Source organism: Parasphingorhabdus sp. (assembly GCF_039982415.1).
GTDB lineage: Bacteria > Pseudomonadota > Alphaproteobacteria > Sphingomonadales > Sphingomonadaceae > Parasphingorhabdus.
Genome location: NZ_JBDWYL010000007.1, coordinates 445098 through 470084, shown reverse-complemented (window position 1 = coordinate 470084; position 24987 = coordinate 445098). Strand labels below are relative to the sequence as shown.

Genomic DNA, 24987 nt, shown 5'->3' with positions numbered 1-24987 from the left:
ATTTGGGGTGTGATATTATTGGGGTCTTGCGTCTAAAATTTGGCGATTGCGGGCTGACAGCACCATTTGATACCGCGGCGGAGCAGGTCATAGATTATCGGCTGTTGCCAACCTGAACGATCAACCTCGGGCCACCAGTCCAGCACTGGGTCCATGTCATAGTGGCCACGACAATGGCCCATGGTCAGATAAAGCACCGCGCCTTCACCCATTTTGCGAATATAGAAAACCGGGTGGCGGCTTTTCTTAATATCGCTATGAACAAAGCCGCTAATATCGTCTTCTCCGTTATATTCAGTGTCGAGCAAGACATCAATTTCAGCTCGGGTTTCGACCAGATATTGCTCGTCAACGGTTTCAAAGCTGGGAATATCTTTGACCAGCGGATGATCGGGTTGCGCATTGTCAACTGTGAACGGGATGATTGGGGGATGAGACAAAAACCGGCTGCCTAATGTATCAACAAAAGTGGGCATATCATCTGGAGCATCAACGCGGCCATCTTCTAGAAATTTCAATACGCTATTGGTGCCGTGTAACGCAAAATACTGACCGCCGGAATTGACGAATTGTTGAATATTCTTTTGCGCTGCTTCACTCGGCAACAGATCACAGGTATAACTGATCAACAAATCAGCATTTACAATGGCTTCGAGGTTTTCATAGTCTTCAAAGATACGCACTCGGATGCGATCATCTTCAGCCAGCAATTTCAATATTTCAAGACGCGCGAAATCGATGTCGTGATATTTTCCTGCGGCCACAAGAACACATTTTATGGGTTTTTGATCCGGGCGGCGCTCTGATGGTGATTGCTGATCTTGGGTATTGCTCATCTATTCTTTTCCTATGACAGGGTTGCTGACGCCATCCCAATCAAGATGGGCTTGGCGCATGGCTGCGAAACCATCGAGACCGGGCTGAGGGATTTGCAAATATTCTACCACTGTGCCCGGGCCGCCGCCATAATCGGCATAAAATGCTCCTCCAACACCTCCAGGCAGGCTGACTTCCTGGATGATTTCGCCACCCTTATCCTCTGTCATTTGCCGAGCCTCTGACAAGTCATCGACGATGACACAAAGATGTTGCACGCCTTGTAGCCCTTTTGTGCGCCAATCTTGGAACATAGATGGGGCGTCATTATCCGGACGAATTAGTTCGATCTGGACATCGCCCCAATAGCCAATGGCCATGGAAAACTGGATATCAGATGGTTCACCGCGATATTTAACATTTTCTACTTGGACGCTTTCCGTATGGAAAAACGGTCCCGCGCCCATGGTTTCGGTCCAATAAGCCAAAGCTGCACCATAATCGTCGGGCACATAGCTAATCTGCATGATCGTGCCAAGCTGCGCCAGAGTCGCTGGACTTTTCGTCATTCTGCACCGCGCCAGATTTCAGCGGAAGGACGTTCTTCCATTTGCGCTGCGAAACGCGCCAAATTGTCGGCCCCTTCGGGCAGTGTCCAACCGACCGTGCCACCAAATTTGATGAAGCAGAACGCGACCAAATCGGCCAATGTCAAACGGCCATTGCAAATATAGTCCTTGTCACCCAATTGGCCGTCGAGCCAAATCCAATGCTTGTCTGACATGGCTGAAAGCTCTGCAGCAGCTTCGGTGCTGACCACGTTCATCCTGGGTTCGAACATGGGCCGCCCGCCGCCGCCGCGAAAGCCCATGGTCATGGGAACAGCGATGTCCTGATCAATGCGCCGAGCCCAACGCCGAGTTTCAGCACGTTCTTCTGGGGTCGTGCCAATCAATACTGGGTTGGGCATTATCTCTTCCAGATATTCGCAAATGACCGTCGATTCACTCAATAATGTTCCATCATCCAGTTCCAGAGTTGGGGTGGTTTGCATGACATTTTTTTCGGCATATTCTTCGCTGCGGTTTTCGCCAGTGATGATATCGAGATGGATTCGTTCCACTTCTATGCCTTTTTCCATCAGGAACATGCGGGCAAGTCGCGGATTGGGACCAAGGCTGGAATAGAGTTTCACTGATTTCTCTCCTTTGGGCAGATTCGGAACGGCCTCTTGCAGAAGAAGATACACAGGTAAGCGGTTCAAACGGTCCTCTCAAAAACATTAGGTTTTGGGCGCAAACCAATCCCCAGCAAAAACTCTTGGCGATTTGCTCAAGCTGCCAGATTCACTAGTGGAGTTTGGTCGCTCTTGCGGTAGTCTATGGCAAAATAGTGTTGGTTTTCAGGAGAAGATAATGGTCGAGACATTGACAGGTCACAATCGGTCAAACGGAATTGCGTATACGGAATTGCTCGAAGGCGACAAAGTGAGGGCGCCGGCGGTTTATTTTGAAGAATCTCCGATGGAGCCGGGACTGACTGAAGTTGAAGTCAGCCGCTACTGGTCGAAAGAAGAGCATGATAAAGAAGTGGAGATGCTCTGGAAGCGGGTCTGGCAAATGGCCTGCCACAAGGATGAAATTAAGGAAGTTGGCGATACGTTTGTCTATGATATTGCCGGACTGTCATTCATCATTGTTCGCGTCTCTGAAGATGAGATCAAAGCTTATCCCAACAGCTGTATGCACCGGGGGCGCGCGCTTTGCGACAATCATAAGAAAGGGCAAAAAGCATTGCGTTGCCCGTTCCATGGTTGGTCTTGGGAATTGAATGGGAAGCTAAAAGAAGTGCCGTGCCAATGGGATTTTCCATCGGTCAGCGAAGAAACTCATAGTCTTCGAGAAGTGAGCATTGGCGAATGGGGTGGATTTATTTTTATCAATCCCGATCGCAATTGCGAACCACTGGAAGATTTTCTTGGCGATCTGGACCGCCATTTTCAAATCCCGTTCGAACGCCGATACAAAGCGGCTCATATGATCAAACGATTGCCGTGTAATTGGAAAATTGCGCAAGAGGCGTTTATGGAATCCTACCATGTCGTCGGCACGCACCCAGAACTCATGCCCGCCTTTGCTGACGCGAATAGCAAATATGATGTTTGGCATAATGTATCGCGCGCCATGTCTGCTCACGGCGCCCCAAGTCCGCATACTGATCTAGAAAAGCCGGATCCGACGGCATTCCCAGATCAAAAAGCCTTTCAGAGCTTCATTCATCCGATTAGCAAACATACATTCCGGCGTTTGGAAGAGAACCGAGTTGAAGTTTCATTGCCCAATGGCAAAAAGGGACTATTCGACATGGATGCCAACTATATTGAAGGCGATCTGAAATCCGCTGATCCGCATATGTGCAATTGGATTGGAGGGAAAATCGCGCCCGACGAAGAAGATACGCCGATGGTTTATACGGATGTCTCTGCGCATCAGTTGCGCGATGAAGCGGCGCAGGCACGCCGCGAAGAAATGCGTCCGGCATGGGGTGATATGGTAGATGACATCAGCGATGCAGATCTAACCGATGCGATTTTTTATAGCGTGTTCCCCAACATGAGCCCTTGGGCTGATTTTAACCCGATCTTCTATCGCTTTCGGCCCGATGGTGACAACCCTGAACAGTCTCTGCATGAGGTTATGTTCATGGTCGCCTTGCCGGAAGGGGCAGAGCGCCCGGAACCGGCAAAGTGCACATTTCTTGATTTGCACGATGATTACACCCAAGCAACGGAATTTGGCAGCTACTTGAACAAGATTTTCAATCAGGATTATCTCAATCACAAGGCGATGCAAAAAGGAGTCAAAAATCAACCGCATGGTGTGTCGATTTTTGCTCAATATCAAGAAAGCAAAATTCGTCATTTTCATGAGACGCTCGATCTGTGGTTAAACAGTAAAGAACCGCCTAAGAGCCCTAAGCTTCAAGCGGCAGAATAGCAGCTTGGTGTCGATACCTGACGGGTTCCTGCCAGCAAAATTCTCGACCGGCTTTCTGGATGTTGCTGGTCCGTATTTCACGCGTGAGGACGATGATCATATCGCGGTGGGCATGCGGATTACCGAAGCCCATCTCAACGGGATCGATGTGGCCCATGGCGGTGTGTTGACGACGTTAGCCGACGTCGCACTGAGCTATCAACTTTTTGTCAGCGAAAAACCCCGATTGCCGATCGCCACGATTAATCTGAACACCAATTTTTTAGCCGGTGCCAAATTGGGGGAATGGGTAGTGGCCCATGCGCATATTGATCGCAAAGGCAAGCGAACCGCTTATTGCCATGGTGAAATTGTTGCAGCAGACCGATTGCTCATGACGATGACCGGGGTTTTTGCTTTGCTCCGGAAATGACTGCGCTTAGTCGGTTGCTCCCAGATAACCCAATTGTCCGGCTTTGAATATCGTTTGTCCGCGATTGACGCTATTGAGCTTTTGACCTGCGCGGTTGACGTGATAGCGAATGGTCGCATGGCTCAACGATAAGATCATACTAATTTCTTTATCGGTTTTACCGATGGCCGCCCAATGCAGACATTCAGCTTCACGTTTCGACAAAATACAATTGGTCGGCATCCGGTGTTTCTTACGCATCGCCAAAACGTAGCCGGTAACAAATCGACTGGTAACAATCGACAAAAAGTCAGAATAAAGCCGATAAGGTTCGCTGAGGTCGGTTACACTATAGTCAATCGGGGTAAAGCTAACCGCAGCGATTTGCCCGAATGGCAAATGCACCGGGATCAAAATGGCAGATTTGGCGGTGGCCCCGCTCTCGTAAAAATCTTTGAGTTCAATTTCATCGAGATATTCATTTTGCCAATGGCCATGAAAACCATCGGAATTGCACCAAATAGGCTCACTTTCGTAGCGGCAGGCTCGCGGTAAAGGAGAGCTCAATGCCAGTCTGGTATCTTCCCACCAGCGTTCACCTTCCGCGACCCAGCCGAAAATATCCTTGTTAATCAACTCCCCTTCAGCATCCACCAAATGGGCTTTAGAGGAAATATCCGCGCTTACGGCGATCCGGAAGTTATAGGATTGGGCAATTTTGTGAATGGCCTCAGCCGCGGGTCGGATTTCGGCGGCGTTAGTTATGGTGACACTGTCTAGATTTCGACGGAAAGTGGCTTTTGAAACATCGGGTATTTCGGCGACGAAATTTTCTGCCATAATGATGCAATCCTCCACGGAGCCGCTCCTTTGCGCCTCTCAATTTGCACCACTTGTCGCGTTGTTTGGTTTTGCAGTCAACCAAACATTGCTATTAATAACGATAGGGGCTGATTTGCTCTAAAATTCGGCGCTGATCCTGCCGTTTGTTACTCGATTGTTCCGATCAGTTCCCCAACCGGATATTCTTCACCAGTTTCGGCGACAATGATCTTTAACTTACCGCTGGCAGGAGATTCGACTTCCTGGGTGGATTTGTCATTTTCCAACGCGTAGATTTCCTGGCCCTCGGTGACATCCGCTCCGTCGGGAACCAGCCATTCCGCCAAGGTTCCGACTTCCATGCTGAATCCCAATTTTGGTATACGTATTTCAGTAGTCATTTTTACCCCAATATCTTACGAATTTCGCGTTCAATATCATCTTCGCTGAACATCCATGCTTTTTCGATTGCTGGCGAAAAGGGTACCGGCGCATAGCCTGAACCGACACGCCCGACGGGAGCTTTAAGTTCAGAAAAAAGCTCTTCATGGATGCGTGACGAAATTTCTGCACCCGTACCAAAATTTTTGACTGCCTCATGAACAACGACCGCTGCCTTGGTTTTGGCGACGCTTTTCAGCACGGTTTCTTCGTCAAATGGGGCGATAGTCCGCAAATCGACAATTTCACAAGAAATACCGTCCGCCGCCAATTTCTCAGCGACGGCATGACAGGCTCCGACACCGCGGCTATAGCTGATCAAACTGACATCACTGCCTTCGCGAGGGACAGAAGCTTTGCCCAACGGGACCACATGATCAGGATCGGGTGCGGGGCCTTTGGTGAAATAAGTGGGTGTGTTCTCGATGAAAATCACCGGATTGGGATCCATGATCGAGGAATAAAGCAAGCCATAAGCATCGGCTGGATTAGAGGCGGCAACCACTTTCAAACCGGGGACATGAGCAAGCCATGCCTCTAGCATATCACTATGCTGGCCGCCCAAGCCTGTTCCGGCACCGGTAGTGGTGCGGATTGTCAACGGAACGCTTGTCTGTCCGCCTGACATAAACCGTAACTTGGCAGCATGATTGACGATCTGATCCATTGCCACGGTGATGAAATTCATTAGCATGATTTCGGCCACGGGCTTATATCCCACCAAAGCAGAGCCAACTGCCGCGCCGACGATAGCTTGCTCTGAAATAGGTGTAGAACGGACCCGGTCCGTGCCAAATTGAGCAGATAGGCCAGCGGTCACTTTGAACACGCCACCACCTTGATCATCGGCAATATCTTCTCCCATGAGAATGACTTTCGGGTCATCCGCCATGGCTTTGGCCATGGCCATGTTGCATGCCTGCGCGAACATTATTTCCTTGGGTGCATCACTCATGCTGCAATCTCCACATCCAGAACATCAATCCGATATTCGTCACCTGGAGGATATGGAGCATCAAGAGCATATTGAGCGGCTTCGTCAATTATTGCCGCGTTCTTGGCTTCAATAGCGGCGATATCAGCTTCGCTAATTTGAATGTCGAGCAATTGCTGGCGCAAGATTGGCATCGGGTCGTCCTTTAATGCCTGTTCCATTTCCGCCTCAGGAATATAGTGTCCCGTATCCCCCAATAAATGGCCGTGAAAGCGGAAGGTCATTGCTTCGATTAAGGTCGGACCATTGCCAGCGCGCGCATAGTCTACCGCTTCTTTCGCAGCCGCATACATTTCGCTGGCATCATTGCCATTGACGCGAACCGAACGCATGCCGAGCCCGTCCCCGCGCTGTTTGATTGTGTCGGAACTGGTGGCGAAAGCCATCGGTGTGTGCTCTGAATAGAGATTATTCTGGCACAAGAAAATCACCGGTAATTTCCAAACTTGCGCCATGTTCAAGCCTTCATGAAAGGCCCCGATATTGGATGCGCCATCACCGAAACAGCAGACCGTTACTTTATTGTCTTTCTCAAGTTGGCTGGCGAGGCCCAAACCATTGGCTATAGGAATGCCAGAACCAACAATGCCGGTGGTAACCATCACGCCGGTTTCCGGGTGGGTAATATGCATCGGGCCACCTTTGCCTTTGCACGTGCCTGCCATTTTGCCGGCAAACTCGGCCCAAAGATCCTTCGATGGGATGCCTTTGGCGAGCTGGTCATGCAGGCCCCTGTAAATGGTGACGAGATAATCTTCTTGATTAACTGCGGCCATCATCGCGGCGGACACAACTTCCTGGCCGCGCACGGGATAATAGACAATCTGCAATTGTCCTGCGCCAATCATTTTGCGAAATTTAATATCCGACTGCATGATCAAGTCTGCGCGGGTAAAAATGTCGATCAGGACATCTTTGTCTGCCATCTGTGTATCGCTCAAGCCTAGCTCCTCTAATCATCGCCCGCTAACGGGGTTCTCTCTTGTTCAAACTACATAGCGCAGGACCCGCTGCTCGCCACTATTGTTATAGGGAGTAGGCTCGCTATTTGGGTTCACCAATCCGATTCAAATTGAGGGACTCGGATTGAGGGATCATGGCCCAAAAGTCAGGATCATGTCCGTAGAAAATTTGCGCACCGGCGCGTCTGATTTTAGATAGTTTTTCCAGCGAACCTCGATATTGATCGACATTGAAACAATGATCCGGCAAATGCATTTCATCCAGGGAGCGACGCATATTGCAGCAATCGCCCGCGAGGATGGCCAGACCAGTAGCCGTTTTGACTTGCACCGATTGGTGGCCGGGTGTGTGGCCTGCGGTCGGAAAAATAATTACCGTTCCATCATCAAATAAATCAAGTTCTCCGGTGATGCGTTGAACCGGTTGACCAGTGTCAAAATCTTCGATGGCATAGGCCGTATCTTCGCCAGCCATTCCATAGTCCCATTCGCTGCTTTGACTGATAATCGTGGCGTCCGGTATCAATCGATTGCCACCGGCATGATCAATATGGAGGTGAGAATTGATTACATAGTCGATTTGCGCAGGGTCAATGTCCAACCCGCGCAACTTGTCCGAAACTGTTTCACCAGCTGGCATATCGACTATTTTACCTAGGCCTTTCTCCATTCCGATGAATCGGTCGCTAAATCCGGAATCAAACAGGACGAGGCCCTTGGGATGGTCAATCAAAAACACACAAGCGGGTACTTTGGCTTTGCCTGGTTCGCCATCAAGGAAAAAGCTCATCGGTAGGGTAATATACCCGCAGGTAAACGCATAAAGCAGTACGCCATCCTGGTCGCTTGTTCTCATTAATCCTACCTCCTATTTTTCTGGACTTTTCTCTAAACCTTTGATCTTGCGCTGTAAATTGAGCATTTGAACAGTGCCGGTTACGGAAAAGATGGTTTCCAAGCCGGCCCGCGCCCCGCCGCCAACAATCACAATTTCATTGCCGATTTTTACATCACTAACGGCAAATCCATGCCGTGGTTGCAGTAGCCTTGGTGCAGAAGTCCATTCTCCACTTTGAAGATCCAATATCATATGATCATCCAGCACCTTGTTTTCGCTGAGTGCTTCCCCGCCGAATATATGCAATTTTCCGTTAGAGGTAAAAGCTCCATGGCCCGCACGCCCAACGGGCATGTCAGGAAGTCTGCTCCACTGATTATCGATAAGATGGTACGAGTCGATCCGCTGCATTTCTGTGCCATCTTGGGCGTTGCGACCACCGGTGACATAGAGATAGGGGCCGTCTCGCGCTATGGCATGGGAATGGCGGGCCACTGGCATTGGCGGCAAAGCAGACCAATGGTCTTTTGCGATGTCATAATGCCAAAGGCTATCGAGATCGGCGCCATTATTCTGACCACCAATTAGATAGAGGTCACCGTCAAAATGCACCATTGCATGTTGGCCAATGGGATGCGGGAGCTTGCTAATTTCGGACCATGATTTCGATGGCAAATCATAACGAAACAAGCCGGCTTTGAGGTCGGCTTGAAAGGGCAGGGAAACATATCCACCTGAAGCATAGACATGCTGTCCATCTGCAGCCATGGCGACATGATGCAAAGCGCGCGGCAGAATTCCGCAATCGGACCAGTTCTGGGTGGACAGATCAAATGTCTCGCAACTGTCCAGCACTTTAAAAAGGCCTATGCCGCCGGCAATATAGAGTTTTTGATCTAGGCTGGCTGTGTGAATTTCAGAGCGTGGGTGGCGCATGCCATCATTCCACCCCAGAAACAAACGCGCGCCGAAAAGGAGGCCGATCCCGAGAAAGATTACCGACAAAATCACGAGTAAAAACTTTTTCATTCCAACGCTATGCCACAAGTCTGGAATTTTTCTAACCCCGCCCTGCTATCAAAGCTGGCAGTTATCTCTTGATCAATCTGTGATCTATGACGAACAAAATTTGATGGAGAGCAAAATGACTGACAACAGACAATGGCTAATTAATGGCCGTCCCAAGGGCCGCGGTCTGGTGGATGATGATTTCAAGAAAGTTGTCACTCCGGTACCACAAGTGGGCGAAGGGCAAGTGCTCGTCAAAAATGAAATTCTGGGCTTTGATCCGGCGCAAAAGGGCTGGATGGAAAATATTGGGGGCTATGTCGCACCGACGGAAATTGGCGAAGTCATGCGCGGGAGCGGGATTGGAACGGTTATCGATTCCCGGGATCCTAAATTTGCTGTCGGCGACAAGGTTATGGGGATGCTACGTTGGCAGGACTATGCGCTAATGGCCGGCAATGAACTGAACAAAGTGCCGGATGATGAATTGCTTGGTGCGAATCTCGGAGCGTTGGGGACAACCGGTATGACGGCCTATTTTGGTCTCTTGAAACATGGACGGCCCCAGCCTGGAGACACTTTGGTGGTATCCGGAGCGGCGGGCGCAACCGGTTCCATGGTTGGCCAAATCGGTAGAATTGCGGGATGCCGGACCATCGGCATAGCGGGCGGAAAAGAAAAATGCGATTGGTTGACCGGTGATGTCGGATATGATCACGCCATCGACTATAAAAATGAAGACGTGCGAGCCAGGTTGAAAGAATTGTGCAACCAATCAATCAATGTCTTTTACGACAATGTCGGCGGAAAGATCCTCAACGGCGCGCTAGCGCATATTGCGATGCATGCCCGGGTGGTCATTTGTGGCGGAATTTCGCGCTATGAGCAGGGCGACATGCCTGCTGGTCCAGAAAATTATTTTAATCTGATATTTAAGCGCGGCACGATGTCCGGCTTTATCGTCCTTGATTATATGAGCGAATATCCTGAGGCGCAAAAACGGATGCGCCAGTGGATTAAGGAGGGCAAAATAACCTTCAAGGAAGATATTCAAGAAGGTTTTGACAATATTCCAGACACTTTGAAACGACTTTTTGCAGGCCAGAACTTCGGAAAGCAAATGTTGCGACTGGATTGACAGAAAATCCGGGTGACGTGAGCAGCGCGCTAACTATTTGCGCAGTGCCAGCCGGACGCTGTCTGCAATATGACAGGCCAATGGTGAGAGGAAATTTATGAGCGATTTGGAACAATTTCGCGCAGAAACACGAGCATGGCTGGCAGAAAACTGCCCGCAAGAAATGCGTGATGGAGACATTACAGCGGAGAATCAATGCTGGGGTGGTCGCCAGTGGGAGTTCCAGTCCGAAGCCCAAAAACGCTGGTTTGAGGCAGCCTTGGCAAAAGGCTATACCGTTCCAACTTGGCCAAAAGAATATGGCGGCGCTGGATTGTCCGCAGATGAAGCCAAAATTCTCACCGAAGAAAGAGATCGGATTAACGCGCGGAAGCCACTGAGCAATTTTGGTATATCGATGCTGGGCCCCGCTTTATTGGCTTTTGGTACGCACGAACAGAAATTGATGCATCTGGGCGCCATAGCCCGCGGAGAGATCCGATGGTGCCAAGGTTATTCAGAGCCGGGCGCGGGTTCTGATCTGGCATCGTTAAAATCAAAATGCGAAGACAAGGGCGATCATTGGTTGATCAACGGTCAGAAAATATGGACATCTAATGCCGATATTTCTGACTGGATTTTTTGTCTGGTTCGCACGGATTTTGATGCACCCAAACATAAGGGTATTACGTTTATCCTAATCGATATGGCTAGTCCTGGGATTAGTGTGAAACCCATCATCTTAATCTCGGGCCATTCCCCGTTTTGCGAAACTTTTTTCGACGACGTCCAAGTTCCTAAATCATACGGGGAAGGCAATTTGTCCGTTGTTGGTGAAGTCAATCGGGGCTGGGATGTTGCCAAAAACCTGCTTGTCCATGAACGCGGTATGTTGGGAACCATGTCACCCTTGCGCGGTGCCACGGGCCCGGAAAATCTCGGAGGCTATGCTGCGGAAGCCATTGGCGTGGACGAGACCGGAAGACTGGACGATCCGGCTTTGCGGCAGAAAATCGCCCAGGCCGAAATTGATGATTGGGCCTATAATCTGACCGTGGAACGGATGAATGATGAAGCCAATGCCGGCAATGGCTTGGGCGCAAAATCATCCATGCTGAAATATGTCGCTTCCGAGTTGACCAAAAAAGGTAGCCAGTTGCGGATGGATATAGGGGGTACCGACGCCGCGGGAATCGGGCCCGATGGCATTGAATATGGCAGTCTAGCAAATACGTGGCTTTACAACCGCGCCTATTCCATTCTCGGCGGGACCACAGAAGTGCAACTTAACATTATTTCCAAGCGAGTCTTGGAACTACCCAGCGCATAGACAGGCGAAACTGATATGTCTCTTATCCTCACAGAAGAACAGGAAATGCTGCAAGATTCAGCAAATGGCTTTTTGGCTGAGAATGCCCCAGTAGCTGCTTTTCGAGAGATTAGAGATAGCAAGAATCCGGATGGATTTTCCCGCGATTTGTGGACGGAAATGGCCGCTATGGGTTGGGCCGGCATCATTGTCGACGAGCAATATGGTGGCAGTGAATTTGGTTATGTTGGAGCCGGCGTATTGGCGGAACAAATGGGACGCAATTTGACCGCTTCTCCTTTTTTCGCGACTTCGGTTTTGGGCGCGACTGCCGTCCAGCGTTTCGGTACGGCTCAACAAAAGGAAGATCACCTCGCGGCAATTTGTGAGGGTTCATCGCTTTTTGCATTGGCGGTTGACGAAGGACCTCGCCATCGGCCGGACCATATTGAATTTTCCGCCAAGCCGCACGGTAATGGCTATATTTTGTCCGGTTCTAAAACATTTGTCGTTGATGGGCATATTGCCGACAAGTTGATCATTGCGGCGCGAACATCTGGTGAAACGAACGATACTTCGGGTATTACCCTGTTCTTGGTCGATGCATCTGCTGCCGCCATAACACGAACCCACACACCGATGATCGACAGCCGCAATGCTGCCAATATTGAGGTGGACGGCTTGGAAGTGACCGGGGCCGATATTCTCGGTGAAGTGGACGGTGGCTATGCGGCATTGGAAGGCATTTTGTCGGCTGGACGCGCGGTATTGGGGGCAGAAATGTCTGGCTCTTCACAACAGGCTTTTGAAATTACGACAGACTATTTGAAAGAGCGAGAGCAATTTGGCCAGAAAATCGGTTCGTTCCAAGGCTTGCAGCATCGGGCCGCGCATCTGGCAACAGAAATTGAAATGACCAAATCAGCGGTTTTGAAATCCTTGCAATTGCTCGATGATGACTTTGAAAGCGCTTCCGCCACCTGTTCAATGGCCAAAGCCAAATCTGGCATGACGGCTCAACTGTCTACGCAGGAGGCCATTCAGATGCACGGTGGGATCGGTGTCACCGATGAATATGATGTCGGGTTGTATTTCAAGCGGGTTCACATTGCGCAGCAAATGTTTGGCGACGCTGGATTTCATGCAGACCGTCTGGCCAAGCGTTCCGGCTATTAACTGCTCAGATGCTTATCCGTCGCTCATGGTGATATTAGTGGGGCCAAAATGAGCGGTCATTTTCTGAACCTTGCCGGCGGAGTCAAATTCGAAAATATCGATAACCTCAACCGTCAATATTTTGCCATCCGCTTGTCCGATGGCCGCGCGAAACGGAAAGGCCGCGGTATTTGCGCTGAGCCGGATCGTGTCGGTGAGTTCTACGCTGGCGCCGCCGGAAAAAGCATTTTTGTAAAAGCTCAAAATTTCCGAACCGGTTTTGGGTTCTGTGCCAGCAGGATCTTCTACGGCGGCATTGACCGCATAAAGGTCCATTACCGTTTGCATATCACCATCATTAATCGCTGCCAAATAGCGATGAACAATTTCAGTCATGTGTTCGGGTGTGGGCATCGCAAGTCCTTTCGCATGGTTCACGGCATAATAGAGGCGCAACGCGTGGAGCGGCGTCTCCCTAATTTGATAGGGAAATGAGGAAACCAAAATGACGGAACGGTTGAACGGAAAGGCTGCGATTATTACCGGCGGTGCGAGTGGTATCGGAGCGGCGATGGTTCAACGGTTTGCTGCGGAAGGCGCGCAGGTTGTCTCGACCGATGTGCAGACGGAATTAGGGCAAAAAATTGCCGACGAAGCTGGCGCCCTGTTCGTGCAGCAGGATGTTTCCGCCGCCGATGACTGGGATGCGGTGCTTGGCCGAGTGAACAAGGAATATGGGCGTTTGGATATATTGGTCAATAATGCAGGAATAGTGGCCGCTAAATCGATTGAGGAAATCGACTTGGAGAGCTGGCATCATTTGTTGGGAATAAATCTGACGGGGGTCATGCTTGGATGCCAGAAGGCAATCAAAGCGATGCGCGATAATCCGGGTGGGTCATCGGGTTCGATAATCAATATTGCTTCGACTTCGGCTTTTGCCGCATTGCCAGGGGATGTTGCTTATACGGCATCGAAAAGCGGCGTGCGAATGCTAACGCGATCCATTGCCGTTCATTGCGCACAACAGGCTTTAAATATCCGATGCAATAATATTGTACCGGGCGGAACCCATACGGCGATTATCGATGCGGCGCAGCAAGTCGTACCGGATATTTATGACCGGGTAGCCGCTATGTCACCGATGAATAGAATGGGACAGGGCGCGGACATGGCGAGCGCGGCTGTTTATCTTGCCAGTGATGATGCGGGTTTTGTGACCGGTAGTGATTTGCTGGTTGATGGCGGAATGCTTGCTGTCCATCCTGGCTATTAATCACAACCTAGCCGTTTTGGCAGTTATTGGCTGCGTAGCTTTCCCCTATTGCGGAGGCAATCAAAGGAGAGAGTGAATGGGCGCACAGCCAATTGCCGATAATCTGTTCACGGATGATAATATGTCCGCCTTGGTAGGCGCGCGGAACAAGCAGACAGGACAGATATTTTTCCCGCTGCCGTTGACTCCCAATGACAATATCGAGCCGATCGCCTTAGCGACAACGGGCACGGTATGGACCTATACGGTGCAACGCTTTCCGCCCAAAACGCCATATGCCGGACCAGCGGATCCGGTGAATTTCAAACCTTATATCGTGGCTTATGTTTCTCTTCCGGGACAGACCATGGTGGAATCGCGATTGACCGGATTGGAACCAGAAGATGTAGAAATCGGAATGCAGGTTGAGTTGACAGCCATTCCTCTCGATCCGGACGCACCGGCGGAGGACCAAGTCATGATCCACGCGTTTCAACCGATTTGAGGAGAAATAGAGATGAGTGACGTATGTATTGTAGGAGCAGGAATTCATCCCTTTGGTCGGACCGAAGGCCGCGACGGTATGGATCAAGGCATCTATGCGGTTAGGCAGGCACTGGCGGACACCGGCATTGCGTGGGAAGATGTTGAATTTGCCTTTGGCGGTTCAAGTGCATCCGGGGCAGCAGATACCATGGTATCGCAGCTTGGACTGACAGGGATTCAATTTATCAATGTTTCCAACGGTTGTGCAACAGGCGGTTCTGCGTTGAATGCCGCAGCCAGCGCGATCAAGTCCGGCGAATATGAAATGGGCATGGCGGTTGGTTTTGACAAACATCCCCGCGGGGCATTTAACGCGGATCCTGCTGCTTATGGATTACCAAATTGGTATGGCGAAGCAGGTTATATGCTGACCACCCAATTTTTCGGGGCGAAAATCATGCGCTATTTGCATGAAAATAATCTCAGCACTGAAACGTTGGGAAGAGTGTCTGAAAAAGCTTTTCGTAATGGTGCGAAAACTGACCATGCTTGGCGGCGCAGCGAAGTTGATCTGGAAACAATCATGAACGCGCCCATGATAAGTGACCCGCTTAACAAATATATGTTTTGTTCTCCGGCAGAGGGCGCGGTGGCGCTTATCCTCGCCAGCGAGAAAAAGGCGAAAGAATTGGGCGGACCAATGATCCGTCTGAAAACGTCAGTAATGCGCACCCGTCCTCCAGGATCGTTTGAGGTTTTCGCGGCGTCGATCGACAATGAACGCGGCGGGACCGCGACTGAACTTGCAGCCAAAGCGGCGTTTGAACAGGCCGGTATGGGGCCGGAAGATATTGATGTCGCACAGCTGCAGGACACCGAATCCGGTGCAGAGATTATGCATATGGCGGAAAATGGCTTTTGCCCGCATGGAGATCAGGAGAAATGGCTGATTGAAGGGCGAACCGAGATAAACGGAGCTCTGCCTGTCAATACCGATGGCGGCTGTTTGGCTTGTGGAGAACCGATCGGAGCGTCTGGACTCCGGCAAGTTTATGAAAATGTCGTACAATTGCGCGGAACCGCTGGCGAACGACAGGTGCCGGATGATCCGAAGACTGCCTACACGCAAGTTTACGGCGCGCCGGGTGTGTCCGCTGTGACAATATTGCAGCGTTGAATTTTTGCTCTATTTGCTGGAGAGGTCGTGCTCCGCATTTGATGCGGAGCCCAGGTTAGACAGGCGTGACAGCCACCCTAGGCTCCGCATCAAGTGCGGAGCACGTTGCTAGAATATTTAAGGAAAACCATTGAACCACGAAATCAGTGCCGAAGCCCGGACTATCGCCGAAAATGTGGAAACCTTCGTTCGCGAAAAAATCTTTGCTTATGAAAAAGACCCGCGCTGTGAAGATCACGGACCAACTGATGAACTGGTGCAGGAAATGCGGGTCTTGGCAAGAGAAGCGGGCGTCCTGACGCCGCATATTCGCGAAGACGGTAGCCATTTAACGCACCTTGAAACCGCGCTTGTTTTGCGAAAATCCGGCCTATCGCCGCTTGGACCACTCGCGGTGAACACTTTCGCACCGGATGAAGGCAATATGTATTTGCTCGGCAAATGCGCCTCACCAGAGCAGAAAGAACATTTTCTCAAGCCGTTGGTCGAGGGCGTGACGCGATCCGCTTTTTTTATGACTGAACCGGCCAGTGAAAATGGTGCTGGTTCTGATCCGATGATGATGCAAACCACTGCTAAGCCAGATGGCAATCATTGGGTGATTAACGGCCGCAAGACTTTTATAACCGGTGCAAAAGGGGCAACAGTTGGAATTGTTATGGCGAAGTCTGATGACGGTGCTTGCATGTTCCTCGTCGATTTACCGGATCCCGCTATTACGATCGAGCGGGTTCTTGATACTTTGGACAGCTCGATGCCGGGCAGCCATTCGGTGGTGAATATTGAAAATTTGCGCGTACCGGCGGACCAGATGCTTGGAGAAAGCGGAGAAGGTTTTAAATATGCGCAAGTCCGGCTTGCCCCGGCGCGTTTAACCCATTGCATGCGCTGGCTGGGTTGCTGTGACCGGGCGCAGGAAATCGCCACCGATTATGCCTGCCGGCGGATGGCGTTTGGCAAGCCACTGGTCGATCATGAAGGGGTTGGTTTCATGCTGGCGGAAAACCAGATTGATCTGAAACAGGCGGAATTGATGATCGATTGGTGCGCTGGGGTGTTGGATACCGGCGATATCGGCACGACCGAAAGTTCGATGGCTAAGGTTGCCGTGTCCGAAGCGCTGTTTCGTATTGCCGACAAATGTGTCCAGATCATGGGCGGTACCGGTCTTAGCAAGGACACTGTGGTCGAACAGGTCTTTCGCGAAGTCCGTGCGTTTCGCGTCTATGATGGACCGACCGAAGTTCACAAATGGTCGTTGGCAAAAAAGATCAAGAAATCTCACACGGTTTAAGCAGAAGGAACAACATGCCCAAGAATCGCAAATTCACACTTGTCAGCCGTCCCGACGGCGAACCCAGGGAAAGAGATTTCCAATTGGTCGAAGAAGATTTGCCAGAATTGCAGGACGGATCCTTCTTGGTTCGCAATCATTTTATTTCGCTCGACCCGGCGCAAAGAGGCTGGATGAGCGATGCTGAAAGCTACATGCCGCCTATCCCATTGGGCGAAGCGGTGCGGGCGAGCGCGGTCGGCCGGGTCCATGCCTCCAAAAACCCCGATTTCCCGGAAGGCCAATGGGTCGTTGGGCTGGCAGCGATGGAAGAATATTCGGTAGTTGAGGCCGGTGGTTTTACCGCGCCAGTAGATGCGTCTTTAGTCCAGTCACCAACCAATTTTCTGTCGGTCCTTGGGGCTGTGGGCATGACGGCCTATTTCGGCATGATCGACGACGGCCAGCCCAAGGAAGGGGATACGCTTTTGGTCACAGGCGCGGCCGGTGCAGTCGGTTCGCTGGTTGGGCAGATCGGTAAGATTAAGGGATGCCGTGTTGTCGGAATTGCCGGTGGTGCAGACAAATGCGCTAAGCTTGTCGATGCGTACGGCTTTGACACAGCGATTGATTATCGCGGTAAAGACCAGGCGCAGCTGGAAGCAGAAATTGCAGATGCCGCGCCTGACGGTGTCGATATTATTTGGGAAAATGTCGGTGGCATCATCATGGATGCTGGCATTGCTTCGATCAATGAATATGGCCGGATGGTATTATGTGGTTTGATCAGTGAATATAACAGCCCGGAACCTGTCGGCACACGAAATCTTTGGTATCTCATCTCTCGCCAAGCAACGATCAAGGGCTTTTTGGTTCGCGATTATCCACCGCGCTTTCCGGAAGGCATTGCGCAAATGGGGCAATGGCTGGCTGAAGGCAAGATCAAGCATGATGAGGATATCGTGACAGGCATCGAAAACAGCTATGATGCCTTCATGAAGCTGTTCTCGGGCGGCAATCATGGCAAGCTAATATTGGACGTATCGCCTAAGGAATAAGGAGATTTATGATGTCAAATGCTGCGGAACAAATTGTTCTCGATTTTATCGAAAGCTGGAACCGGATGGATTATGATTCCATCTATGCAGCGATGGCGGATGACATTTTCTATCATAATATCCCAATGGAGCCATGCGACGGGATAGAGGCAGTGCGCGCCTTTTTCGAAGGCTCCGGCATGGGATCGGATGGCGCGGAATGGATTACGCATCATATCGCGGCGCGGGATAATGTCGTGCTAACCGAGCGGACCGACAAGTTCCGCATTAACGGCCAGTGGATCGCAATTCGGGTGATGGGCACGTTCGAAATTGAAAATGGCAAGATTGCCAAATGGCGTGATTATTTCGATCTTGGCCAGTTCCAAAGTGAAATGGCGCGCGTCATGGGCGGGGTTAACGGTTAAGCTATCAGCTTGGCTGATATAAGGTCCCGTTTTCAACTGGATATTCTCCCGCGGTCATGAATCGCGATGCGTCACTGGCAAGATAAACGCATAATTCTGCTACGTCATTAGGATGCCCCAAACCGCCCAGCGGGATCATTCCGGTTGCAGGTGTCGGTTCACCATCTGCGCCAACCGCTGCTTGGCGAACCATTGGTGTATCAATGCCGGCGGGGTGTAAGCTGTTGCACCGAATGGGATAGTTTTGCTCTTTACAATGTAAGGCGACCGACTTGGTGAGCGAACGAACGCCACCTTTTGCAGCCGCATAGGCGAGAAAGGGGGAATAGCCCTGAAGAGCAGCCATAGAACTCATATTGATTATCGCGCTGGGCTGGTCATTTGTTTTCATCGCGCGAACCGCGGTTTGACAGCCGAGAAAAACGCCCTCCAGCATCACATTATGGGTGAGGCGAAACTGTTCAAGCGTACAATCTTCGATCGTGGCCGGAATAACCAGCCCGGCATTGTTGACCAATATATGCGGTGCACCCAACGCCTTTGCCGTGACTTCAAAAACGTCCTGCCAACCATCCGGGTCGACGACATCTTGATGCATCGCCATAGCATTGGCGCCAATATTGTCGGCGACCATTTTCGCGGACTCAGAATTGACGTCCGTCACCATCACTTTGGCTCCTTCCGAAGCAAAGGTTTCGCCAATGGCTTTGCCAAGACCTGAGCCTGCGCCCGTTACAATAGCAATCTTACCGTTTAACCGATCCATCGGGCATTCTCCTGCTTGTTGGTTTTTCTAGATCATAGGGGTGAAGACTATGCAGCATAGCAATTCCCATTATCGTTAGTTTCCGTAACGGTTTCCTCAATCTGACCTAGTATATTGTTGCGCGAATATCACAGTTTTGCATATTTGCTATCAAATTGGCTAGCAGAGACCTCGCAAACTCCTGCTTAAGATGATCCCATAAATAAGGCGGAAAAACCGCCAGTTTTTTTGGATGGAACCCGGGTCATCGACCGGGGCTTTTGGGAGAGAGTGATGACTAAACAATCAAAACGCCACAATAGTATCTTTTTGGGCAAGTCTGTTCGCGGATTGTTGCTCGGTTCTGCGGCAACGCTGGCTTTTGCAGGCGTGGCAGCGCCCGCCTACGCTCAGGATGCAGCTGAAGATGATGATAGCAATGTTATCACCGTCATCGCTCGGAAGCAGACGGAAACGCTGCAGGAAGTTCCAGTAACCGTGACCGCTATCGGCGGGGAAACATTAGAAAATTTCCAAGTCAATGAAATCGCTGATGTAGTGAGCCGGGTTCCGGCCTTGAACGTTCAAGTCGGTGGTTCGGGTTCTGGGGGACAAATTAGTCTGCGCGGTGTTGGCTCATCGAATATTTCCGCTTCATTCGACTCCGCTGTCGCTTTTGATTTTGACGGGGTGCAAATTAGCACAATGCGTCTGGTCCAGGCTGGCTTTTTTGACGTTGAGCAAATCGATGTCTTGAAAGGGCCGCAGTCGCTCTTCTTCGGGAAAAGTGCATCGGCTGGTGTTTTCGCCGTCCGTTCCGCCAATCCCACGCCGGATTGGGAAGTGGGCGTAAAGGCATCACAGGAATTCGAAGAAAACGGAACAACGGTCAGCGGTTATATATCTGGCCCTCTTTCTGATGCTTTGGGCATTCGGATTGCAGCGCAATACAATAATATCGAAGATTATGTTGATCTGGCTCCCGGCACCGCTGCTTTTAATCCCAACGGATCGTTTCGGACCAGCCGCGGGCTTAAGAACTTTGTCAGCCGGGTCACCTTTCAATGGGACCCGTTTGATAATTTCAACGCCAATTTGAAGCTCAACTATATCCGCAATGAAAATGACGGTGCCATTGCGCATAGTGATATTAACTGTGGTCCCAATGGTGTCGCGGACTCGGTCTTCCTTCTCAGCGGCGGCGTAGTCATTCCATCAAATGCCGATTGTAACGACAGTGATGGGCTGTACCATCATGTAGATGGTGCTCAAGCTCTAGTTTCCGGCGTTCCTGCCGGTTCCGCTGGAGAAGGCCGCTACGAAAACGGAATCGCTTTTGGTGAAACCGATATTTTCTTTGGCCGGTTGAAATGGGATCTGGATCTCAGCGACTATCTCACTTTGTCTTCCGTATCGGGCTATTTGAGCATGGATGCGGTCGACTCAGACTGTTTTGCCTATGTCGGCCAATTTGGCAGCACCCCCTTTGGGGCAGGTTGTAGTGATCCGCGCAACCGGATTGAACAATTTACGCAAGAATTGCGGGTCTCGAGTGACTTTGACGGCATGTTCAATTTCATGGTGGGTGCGTTTTATGAAAGCCGGGAAATTGATTTTGATACTTCCCAACAAGGTGTGAATATCGGTCTGGTTGCTCCTGACCCGATAACTGGCAGCACTTTTGACTGGTTCAAGCAACATAATACCGAAACAGAAGCGGTTTCCTTCTTCGGCAGCGTCACGCTCGATCTGACCGATCAATTGGAACTTTCCGGTGGTCTGCGTTGGACGGATGAGAAAAAAGTGAACACCATCACTGTTCCATATGTGCATGCATTCCTGTCTGCTGGTCCGGCCTTTATTGACAGCGGCTTTTTCTCCGGACCGATTCGCTTCAGTGACAGCAATTTCTCGCCAGAAGTAACACTGAGATATCAGGCTGCTGATGATATAAATATCTATGCGGCGTTTAAAACCGGATTTAAATCGGGTGGCATTGACAATAGTGCGTTGCCATCATCAAGCCTCTTGGGTTTCGATGATCCTGATCCTGCGGTCCGGCAAGCAACAGCTGATGCGCTAATTTATCAATCGGAAACCGGTCTGGGCGGCGAAGTTGGTGTGAAAGCACAATTTGCTGATCGTTCGGTGACGATCAATACCTCGCTTTTCTACTATGTATTTGATGATCTGCAGGTGCAAAACTTCGATGCAACGACCATCCAATTTCAAACCTTCAATGCCAGTCAGCTGACCAGCCAGGGTATTGATGTCGAATGGGCTTGGATTACGCCAGTTGACGGATTGAGCTTCTCAGGTGCTTTTGCTTACACCGATGCTGAGTTTACGGCTCCGTTTGTGACTACATCGGGCGAAGATATTAACGGTCGAACCGCTGCTCGGGCTCCAAAATTTGCCGGGAACGTTGCCTTTGACTGGTCTATTCCAATGAGTGATGCGATCCAGTTCGGGCTAAACGGCAACCTGCAATATAGCGATTCTTACTTCACCAATGAAGATTCGCTGACGGACCTGAGACAAGATAGCTATGTTTCCATTGACGGTTCCATTTCCGTTAGTGATCCGGACGGTGCTTGGAAATTAGCGCTGGTTGGGGTGAATCTAACCGATGAAATCTGGACCAACACGAGTGGCGGTCGCCCGTTCCTCGAGCCCGGTGTTGGCGATGACCTTGTGGTCACACAAAACCGTGGACGTCAGGTTTTCGTGGAAGCCAGCTTCAAGTTCTGATCAACTCTCCCGTTGATCAAAAAGGCCGGGAACAGCGGGGACTGTTCTCGGCCTTTTTTTTGGGCAAGGATCGCAGACTATAGCCATAATGAGAGTAGCGAGGTCGCTGCGAGCAGCTACAATAATGAGTTGAACAATCACAAGAATAGAGGAGCAGAATATGGGACGTCTTGAGGGCAAAAGGGCCATAGTCTTAGGAGCAGCTGGTGCCGGTAATATGGGGCAAGTCATAGCCAAACGATTGCGCGACGAGGGCGCAGATATTCTTGTGTCTGGCCGAAAGGAAGAGGAACTGAAGCGGTTTGCCGAAGAATTGGGTGGGCATTATGCACTTTGTGATTTGACCAATGAAGCAGATGTCATTGCTTTGGCTGACACCGCGAAAAGCAAAATGGGTGGTGTTGATATCGCGGTAAATGCAACTGGGCTTGGTTTTCTCAAACCTTTTTTGGAAAACACCAAAGAAGAATTGGAAATGATGTCCGCGCTCCAGCTTGTCGGACCCTTTCAATTTTATCAAGCGATGATCAAAGCTATGGAACATGGCGGTTCTTTGATCCAGATCAGTTCCGCGACGGCAAAAATCATGCTCAATGACCATGCTGCTTACATGGGAACCAAAGCGGCTACAGACCATATCATTCGCTGTATCGCCCATGAATTTGGTGACCGGGGTATTCGCGCCAATAGCGTTTCACCCGGTTTAACTCGGACGCCGATGACGGCCGGTGTTGATCAGGTGCCTGGATTGGTAGAATCGTTTGAAGCGCGCTATCCGCTGGGCCGGATTGGGACCAGTGAAGATATTGCCGCCGCTACCGTGTTTTTGGCCAGTGACGAATGTTTCATGACAGGCGAAAATCTTCAGGTTAATGGCGGTCTATGTCTGCGTGGTAATCCGACACGTAAGGATCAGGAATTGATGATGGGTGCTGTTGCCGCCGCCAATTCTTGATCGATAATCCCGGTTGGCGATAGTGTAATTTTCCGCCATGGTGGCCGCTCGTCGCGCTGCTAAGAGGAAAATATCATTGCTTGATTTGTTGAGCCAGTTTCAAGGCCTGATTGGTATTGTCTTCATTCTGACCATCGCTTGGGCATTATCAGAAAACCGCAAAGATCGCCCCAGTTGGAAATGGATTGCCGGTGCAATAGCGATCCAATTTTTGCTCGCGATTTCAATCGTGCGGATTCCCTTTGTCTGGGATTTTATCGGCCTAGCCAATCAAGGCGTGCAAGCGGTTGAGCAAGCAACACTGGCGGGCTCTAGCTATATGTTTGGATTTATTGGGGGAGCGGATTCTCCCTTTGTCTTGAAAGATGGTGCTGCACCGCCCCTCATCATTGCTTTCCAGATATTGCCATTGGTCATTGTTTTTTCGGCTTTGGCTGCGCTGTTCTGGCATTGGCGAATATTACAGTTGATCGTGAAAGCTTTGTCTTGGGCGTTGCGAAAAACGCTTGGTGTCAGCGGTGTGGTGGGATTGAGTGGCGGCGCGAATATTTTTTTGGGCGTTGTTGAATCTCCATTGGTTGTGCGCGCTTATTTTGAGAAAATGCGCCGGGCGGAATTATTCGCAATTATGGTATTGGCGATGTCGACCATATCTGGCGCAATATTGGTCCTTTATGCCACCACGTTGGAAAAGACGGTGCCCAATGCCGTTGGCCACATGATTTCGGCATCTTTAATCTCGCTGCCGGCGGCCATTTTACTGGCAAAACTGATGGTGCCGGGACATGCTGATACCAACGTCAAACGGGAAGACCCGGGTCTGAAATATGACAATAGCTTTGATGCCCTTGTGAAAGGGACGATGGATGGCGTTCAGCTCTTTCTGGCCGTTGTCGCAATCATCATTGTGATTTTCGCGTTGGTTGCATTGATCGATCAAATATTGGCGCTCTTGCCCATGCTGTCCGGTGAGGCGCTCACCCTTAAACGAATATTTGGATGGATATTTGCACCGCTAATGTGGATGATCGGTGTGCCCTGGGAAGAAGCAGGTGCTGCAGGCTCGCTAATGGGTACAAAAGCCATTTTGAATGAATATGTTGCCTATCTGGAATTGGCGGCCTTGCCAGCGCATACTTTAAGTGTGAAAGGTCAATTGATTGTCACTTATGCTCTTTGCGGTGTTGCCAATCTTGCAAGTGTGGGCCTGATCATTTCAACCATTGGAACCCTATGTCCTGAACGGCGAGCGGAAGTGGCTGGATTGGGTATGAAAAGCTGGTTTGCCGGAAATTGTGCCACCGCGATGACGGGCGCTGTGATCGGGATTGTTACTTGGTTATAGGGCTTTTACCCCACAGTCAGGAAAAAGATGTTTGACGCAAAAATCCGACCCTTGATTGATCCGCCGCTCAATGCGGTTGGCCGCGGGCTGGCGCGTGTCGGATTAAGCGCCAATGCTGTCACTATTCTGGGTCTTTTGACAGGTTTGATAGCGGCCTATTTAATCACCCTCAATCAGTTTGGATGGGCCCTATTGTTCATTGCACTAAGCCGGATTCTCGATGGCCTCGATGGGGCCGTTGCGCGCGCGACGCAAAAGACAGCCTTTGGCGGCTATCTTGATATTGTCTGTGATTTTATTTTTTACGCGTCCATTCCTTTGGCCTTTGGGATAGCCGTGCCCGCAAATTTAACGTCTGCGCTGATATTGGTTGCGGCTTTTACCATCACTGGTATCAGCTTTCTCGCCTTTGCCGTGACCGCGGCGGAAAAGGGAATTGCAACGGCTGCGCATGGTGAAAAGAGCTTCTTTTACAGCACAGGTATCGCTGAAGGCACCGAGACCATCATATTCTTCCTTGTCATGTGCATGTGGCCCGACCACTTTTCCACGATTGCCTATATTTTTGCCGGGCTATGCGGCCTAACCGTTGTCCAAAGAACGTTTTTAGCCGCCCGAATTTTTCGCACCTAGCAGGATCTGCCCGGAGCCAGTGGCCGGGCTTAAAAATCGAGTTTAAGAACCAT

At 50.5% G+C, this 24987-nt stretch carries 26 protein-coding genes; 15 read left to right on the top strand and 11 right to left on the bottom strand.

Annotated elements, in window-relative coordinates; translation table 11 throughout:
- Nucleotides 1-32: 32 nt before the first annotated feature.
- Genes ABJU74_RS12030 through ABJU74_RS12020 form a run of 3 tightly spaced genes read right to left on the bottom strand, consistent with a single transcriptional unit; the run spans nucleotide 33 to nucleotide 2011 of the window.
- Nucleotides 33-836, bottom strand: a complete 804-nt coding sequence (locus ABJU74_RS12030) for a ThuA domain-containing protein (RefSeq protein WP_348384458.1) — start codon at nucleotides 834-836, stop codon at nucleotides 33-35.
- Nucleotides 837-1385 carry a VOC family protein gene (locus ABJU74_RS12025; protein WP_348384457.1) on the bottom strand — a complete coding sequence of 183 codons (549 nt, stop codon included), beginning with the start codon at nucleotides 1383-1385 and terminating at the stop codon, nucleotides 837-839. It abuts the gene before it with no gap.
- Nucleotides 1382-2011, bottom strand: a complete 630-nt coding sequence (locus tag ABJU74_RS12020; protein ID WP_348384456.1) for a glutathione S-transferase family protein — start codon at nucleotides 2009-2011, stop codon at nucleotides 1382-1384. Before ABJU74_RS12020 ends, ABJU74_RS12025 begins: the two co-directional genes overlap by 4 nt.
- Before the next feature lie 220 nt (nucleotides 2012-2231).
- On the opposite strand from ABJU74_RS12020, the gene ABJU74_RS12015 reads away from it, so the two are divergent.
- Together ABJU74_RS12015 and ABJU74_RS12010 are read left to right on the top strand one after the other, a co-directional pair.
- Nucleotides 2232-3812, top strand: coding sequence for an aromatic ring-hydroxylating dioxygenase subunit alpha (locus ABJU74_RS12015; RefSeq protein WP_348384455.1), 1581 nt, complete (start codon nucleotides 2232-2234; stop codon nucleotides 3810-3812).
- 7 nt (nucleotides 3813-3819) lie between these two features.
- Entirely contained in the window at nucleotides 3820-4224 is a 405-nt protein-coding gene (locus tag ABJU74_RS12010; RefSeq protein WP_348384454.1) for a PaaI family thioesterase, read from the top strand.
- 6 nt (nucleotides 4225-4230) lie between these two features.
- Here the strand turns inward: ABJU74_RS12010 and ABJU74_RS12005 are convergent, their stop codons facing one another.
- The 6 genes from ABJU74_RS12005 to ABJU74_RS11980 all read right to left on the bottom strand — a co-directional run bounded on the left by ABJU74_RS12005 (nucleotide 4231) and on the right by ABJU74_RS11980 (nucleotide 9289).
- Nucleotides 4231-5043, bottom strand: a complete 813-nt coding sequence (locus ABJU74_RS12005) for a helix-turn-helix transcriptional regulator (RefSeq protein WP_348384453.1) — start codon at nucleotides 5041-5043, stop codon at nucleotides 4231-4233.
- 149 nt (nucleotides 5044-5192) lie between these two features.
- The gene (locus ABJU74_RS12000) at nucleotides 5193-5426 is read right to left on the bottom strand and encodes a biotin/lipoyl-containing protein (protein ID WP_348384452.1); all 234 of its coding nucleotides are present in this window, start codon (nucleotides 5424-5426) and stop codon (nucleotides 5193-5195) included.
- A 2-nt stretch (nucleotides 5427-5428) separates the two neighbouring features.
- A complete protein-coding gene (locus ABJU74_RS11995) occupies nucleotides 5429-6421 on the bottom strand; it encodes an alpha-ketoacid dehydrogenase subunit beta (protein WP_348384451.1) in 993 nt (330 codons plus the stop codon).
- Nucleotides 6418-7401 carry a thiamine pyrophosphate-dependent dehydrogenase E1 component subunit alpha gene (locus tag ABJU74_RS11990; protein WP_348384450.1) on the bottom strand — a complete coding sequence of 328 codons (984 nt, stop codon included), beginning with the start codon at nucleotides 7399-7401 and terminating at the stop codon, nucleotides 6418-6420. The genes ABJU74_RS11995 and ABJU74_RS11990 overlap by 4 nt, the downstream gene beginning before the upstream one ends.
- Before the next feature lie 103 nt (nucleotides 7402-7504).
- Nucleotides 7505-8278 (bottom strand): N-acyl homoserine lactonase family protein, encoded by a 774-nt coding sequence (locus tag ABJU74_RS11985; RefSeq protein WP_348384449.1) that lies wholly within the window; start codon nucleotides 8276-8278, stop codon nucleotides 7505-7507.
- Between the two features lie 12 nt (nucleotides 8279-8290).
- Nucleotides 8291-9289, bottom strand: a complete 999-nt coding sequence (locus ABJU74_RS11980; RefSeq protein ID WP_348384448.1) for a kelch repeat-containing protein — start codon at nucleotides 9287-9289, stop codon at nucleotides 8291-8293.
- 115 nt (nucleotides 9290-9404) lie between these two features.
- Here ABJU74_RS11980 and ABJU74_RS11975 point away from each other — a divergent pair, with 115 nt between their 5' ends.
- The 3 genes from ABJU74_RS11975 to ABJU74_RS11965 all read left to right on the top strand — a co-directional run bounded on the left by ABJU74_RS11975 (nucleotide 9405) and on the right by ABJU74_RS11965 (nucleotide 12870).
- On the top strand, nucleotides 9405-10406 hold the full coding sequence (locus tag ABJU74_RS11975) for an NADP-dependent oxidoreductase (protein ID WP_348384447.1): 1002 nt from the start codon (nucleotides 9405-9407) through the stop codon (nucleotides 10404-10406).
- Between the two features lie 97 nt (nucleotides 10407-10503).
- Entirely contained in the window at nucleotides 10504-11715 is a 1212-nt protein-coding gene (locus tag ABJU74_RS11970; protein WP_348384446.1) for an acyl-CoA dehydrogenase family protein, read from the top strand.
- A gap of 15 nt (nucleotides 11716-11730) precedes the next feature.
- Complete coding sequence (locus tag ABJU74_RS11965) at nucleotides 11731-12870, top strand: acyl-CoA dehydrogenase (protein ID WP_348384445.1); 1140 nt, start codon at nucleotides 11731-11733, stop codon at nucleotides 12868-12870.
- Nucleotides 12871-12882: 12 nt separating this feature from the next.
- Here ABJU74_RS11965 and ABJU74_RS11960 read toward each other — a convergent pair whose 3' ends face one another.
- Entirely contained in the window at nucleotides 12883-13263 is a 381-nt protein-coding gene (locus ABJU74_RS11960) for a nuclear transport factor 2 family protein (protein ID WP_348384444.1), read from the bottom strand.
- Between the two features lie 91 nt (nucleotides 13264-13354).
- On the opposite strand from ABJU74_RS11960, the gene ABJU74_RS11955 reads away from it, so the two are divergent.
- The 6 genes from ABJU74_RS11955 to ABJU74_RS11930 all read left to right on the top strand — a co-directional run bounded on the left by ABJU74_RS11955 (nucleotide 13355) and on the right by ABJU74_RS11930 (nucleotide 18505).
- Complete coding sequence (locus tag ABJU74_RS11955; RefSeq protein ID WP_348384443.1) at nucleotides 13355-14125, top strand: glucose 1-dehydrogenase; 771 nt, start codon at nucleotides 13355-13357, stop codon at nucleotides 14123-14125.
- A gap of 76 nt (nucleotides 14126-14201) precedes the next feature.
- Nucleotides 14202-14609, top strand: a complete 408-nt coding sequence (locus tag ABJU74_RS11950) for an OB-fold domain-containing protein (protein ID WP_348384442.1) — start codon at nucleotides 14202-14204, stop codon at nucleotides 14607-14609.
- A gap of 12 nt (nucleotides 14610-14621) precedes the next feature.
- Nucleotides 14622-15767 (top strand): thiolase family protein, encoded by a 1146-nt coding sequence (locus tag ABJU74_RS11945; RefSeq protein WP_348384441.1) that lies wholly within the window; start codon nucleotides 14622-14624, stop codon nucleotides 15765-15767.
- Between the two features lie 130 nt (nucleotides 15768-15897).
- Nucleotides 15898-17061, top strand: coding sequence for an acyl-CoA dehydrogenase (locus tag ABJU74_RS11940; RefSeq protein ID WP_348384440.1), 1164 nt, complete (start codon nucleotides 15898-15900; stop codon nucleotides 17059-17061).
- A 14-nt stretch (nucleotides 17062-17075) separates the two neighbouring features.
- Nucleotides 17076-18098: an NADP-dependent oxidoreductase gene (locus ABJU74_RS11935; protein WP_348384439.1), complete on the top strand. Its 1023-nt coding sequence runs from the start codon at nucleotides 17076-17078 to the stop codon at nucleotides 18096-18098.
- A gap of 8 nt (nucleotides 18099-18106) precedes the next feature.
- Nucleotides 18107-18505, top strand: a complete 399-nt coding sequence (locus ABJU74_RS11930) for a limonene-1,2-epoxide hydrolase family protein (RefSeq protein WP_348384438.1) — start codon at nucleotides 18107-18109, stop codon at nucleotides 18503-18505.
- A 4-nt stretch (nucleotides 18506-18509) separates the two neighbouring features.
- Here the strand turns inward: ABJU74_RS11930 and ABJU74_RS11925 are convergent, their stop codons facing one another.
- Nucleotides 18510-19271: an SDR family oxidoreductase gene (locus ABJU74_RS11925; RefSeq protein WP_348384437.1), complete on the bottom strand. Its 762-nt coding sequence runs from the start codon at nucleotides 19269-19271 to the stop codon at nucleotides 18510-18512.
- A 273-nt stretch (nucleotides 19272-19544) separates the two neighbouring features.
- On the opposite strand from ABJU74_RS11925, the gene ABJU74_RS11920 reads away from it, so the two are divergent.
- The 4 genes from ABJU74_RS11920 (at nucleotide 19545) to ABJU74_RS11905 (ending at nucleotide 24934) form a co-directional block, all read left to right on the top strand.
- Entirely contained in the window at nucleotides 19545-22001 is a 2457-nt protein-coding gene (locus tag ABJU74_RS11920; RefSeq protein ID WP_348384436.1) for a TonB-dependent receptor, read from the top strand.
- A gap of 160 nt (nucleotides 22002-22161) precedes the next feature.
- On the top strand, nucleotides 22162-22956 hold the full coding sequence (locus ABJU74_RS11915; RefSeq protein WP_348384435.1) for an SDR family oxidoreductase: 795 nt from the start codon (nucleotides 22162-22164) through the stop codon (nucleotides 22954-22956).
- A 76-nt stretch (nucleotides 22957-23032) separates the two neighbouring features.
- Nucleotides 23033-24301 (top strand): nucleoside transporter C-terminal domain-containing protein, encoded by a 1269-nt coding sequence (locus ABJU74_RS11910; RefSeq protein ID WP_348384434.1) that lies wholly within the window; start codon nucleotides 23033-23035, stop codon nucleotides 24299-24301.
- Between the two features lie 27 nt (nucleotides 24302-24328).
- Nucleotides 24329-24934: a CDP-alcohol phosphatidyltransferase family protein gene (locus ABJU74_RS11905; protein ID WP_348384433.1), complete on the top strand. Its 606-nt coding sequence runs from the start codon at nucleotides 24329-24331 to the stop codon at nucleotides 24932-24934.
- Nucleotides 24935-24987 lie beyond the last annotated feature (53 nt).

What these genes read in the sequence shown, in the direction of transcription:
- ABJU74_RS12030 (WP_348384458.1), bottom strand. Translation starts at nt 836, where the DNA reads ATGAGCAATACCCAAGATCAGCAATCACCATCAGAGCGCCGCCCGGAT.
- ABJU74_RS12025 (WP_348384457.1), bottom strand. Translation starts at nt 1,385, where the DNA reads ATGACGAAAAGTCCAGCGACTCTGGCGCAGCTTGGCACGATCATGCAG.
- ABJU74_RS12015 (WP_348384455.1), top strand. Translation starts at nt 2,232, where the DNA reads ATGGTCGAGACATTGACAGGTCACAATCGGTCAAACGGAATTGCGTAT.
- ABJU74_RS12005 (WP_348384453.1), bottom strand. Translation starts at nt 5,043, where the DNA reads ATGGCAGAAAATTTCGTCGCCGAAATACCCGATGTTTCAAAAGCCACT.
- ABJU74_RS12000 (WP_348384452.1), bottom strand. Translation starts at nt 5,426, where the DNA reads ATGACTACTGAAATACGTATACCAAAATTGGGATTCAGCATGGAAGTC.
- ABJU74_RS11995 (WP_348384451.1), bottom strand. Translation starts at nt 6,421, where the DNA reads ATGAGTGATGCACCCAAGGAAATAATGTTCGCGCAGGCATGCAACATG.
- ABJU74_RS11985 (WP_348384449.1), bottom strand. Translation starts at nt 8,278, where the DNA reads ATGAGAACAAGCGACCAGGATGGCGTACTGCTTTATGCGTTTACCTGC.
- ABJU74_RS11980 (WP_348384448.1), bottom strand. Translation starts at nt 9,289, where the DNA reads ATGAAAAAGTTTTTACTCGTGATTTTGTCGGTAATCTTTCTCGGGATC.
- ABJU74_RS11975 (WP_348384447.1), top strand. Translation starts at nt 9,405, where the DNA reads ATGACTGACAACAGACAATGGCTAATTAATGGCCGTCCCAAGGGCCGC.
- ABJU74_RS11970 (WP_348384446.1), top strand. Translation starts at nt 10,504, where the DNA reads ATGAGCGATTTGGAACAATTTCGCGCAGAAACACGAGCATGGCTGGCA.
- ABJU74_RS11965 (WP_348384445.1), top strand. Translation starts at nt 11,731, where the DNA reads ATGTCTCTTATCCTCACAGAAGAACAGGAAATGCTGCAAGATTCAGCA.
- ABJU74_RS11960 (WP_348384444.1), bottom strand. Translation starts at nt 13,263, where the DNA reads ATGCCCACACCCGAACACATGACTGAAATTGTTCATCGCTATTTGGCA.
- ABJU74_RS11955 (WP_348384443.1), top strand. Translation starts at nt 13,355, where the DNA reads ATGACGGAACGGTTGAACGGAAAGGCTGCGATTATTACCGGCGGTGCG.
- ABJU74_RS11950 (WP_348384442.1), top strand. Translation starts at nt 14,202, where the DNA reads ATGGGCGCACAGCCAATTGCCGATAATCTGTTCACGGATGATAATATG.
- ABJU74_RS11945 (WP_348384441.1), top strand. Translation starts at nt 14,622, where the DNA reads ATGAGTGACGTATGTATTGTAGGAGCAGGAATTCATCCCTTTGGTCGG.
- ABJU74_RS11935 (WP_348384439.1), top strand. Translation starts at nt 17,076, where the DNA reads ATGCCCAAGAATCGCAAATTCACACTTGTCAGCCGTCCCGACGGCGAA.
- ABJU74_RS11930 (WP_348384438.1), top strand. Translation starts at nt 18,107, where the DNA reads ATGATGTCAAATGCTGCGGAACAAATTGTTCTCGATTTTATCGAAAGC.
- ABJU74_RS11925 (WP_348384437.1), bottom strand. Translation starts at nt 19,271, where the DNA reads ATGGATCGGTTAAACGGTAAGATTGCTATTGTAACGGGCGCAGGCTCA.
- ABJU74_RS11920 (WP_348384436.1), top strand. Translation starts at nt 19,545, where the DNA reads ATGACTAAACAATCAAAACGCCACAATAGTATCTTTTTGGGCAAGTCT.
- ABJU74_RS11915 (WP_348384435.1), top strand. Translation starts at nt 22,162, where the DNA reads ATGGGACGTCTTGAGGGCAAAAGGGCCATAGTCTTAGGAGCAGCTGGT.
- ABJU74_RS11905 (WP_348384433.1), top strand. Translation starts at nt 24,329, where the DNA reads ATGTTTGACGCAAAAATCCGACCCTTGATTGATCCGCCGCTCAATGCG.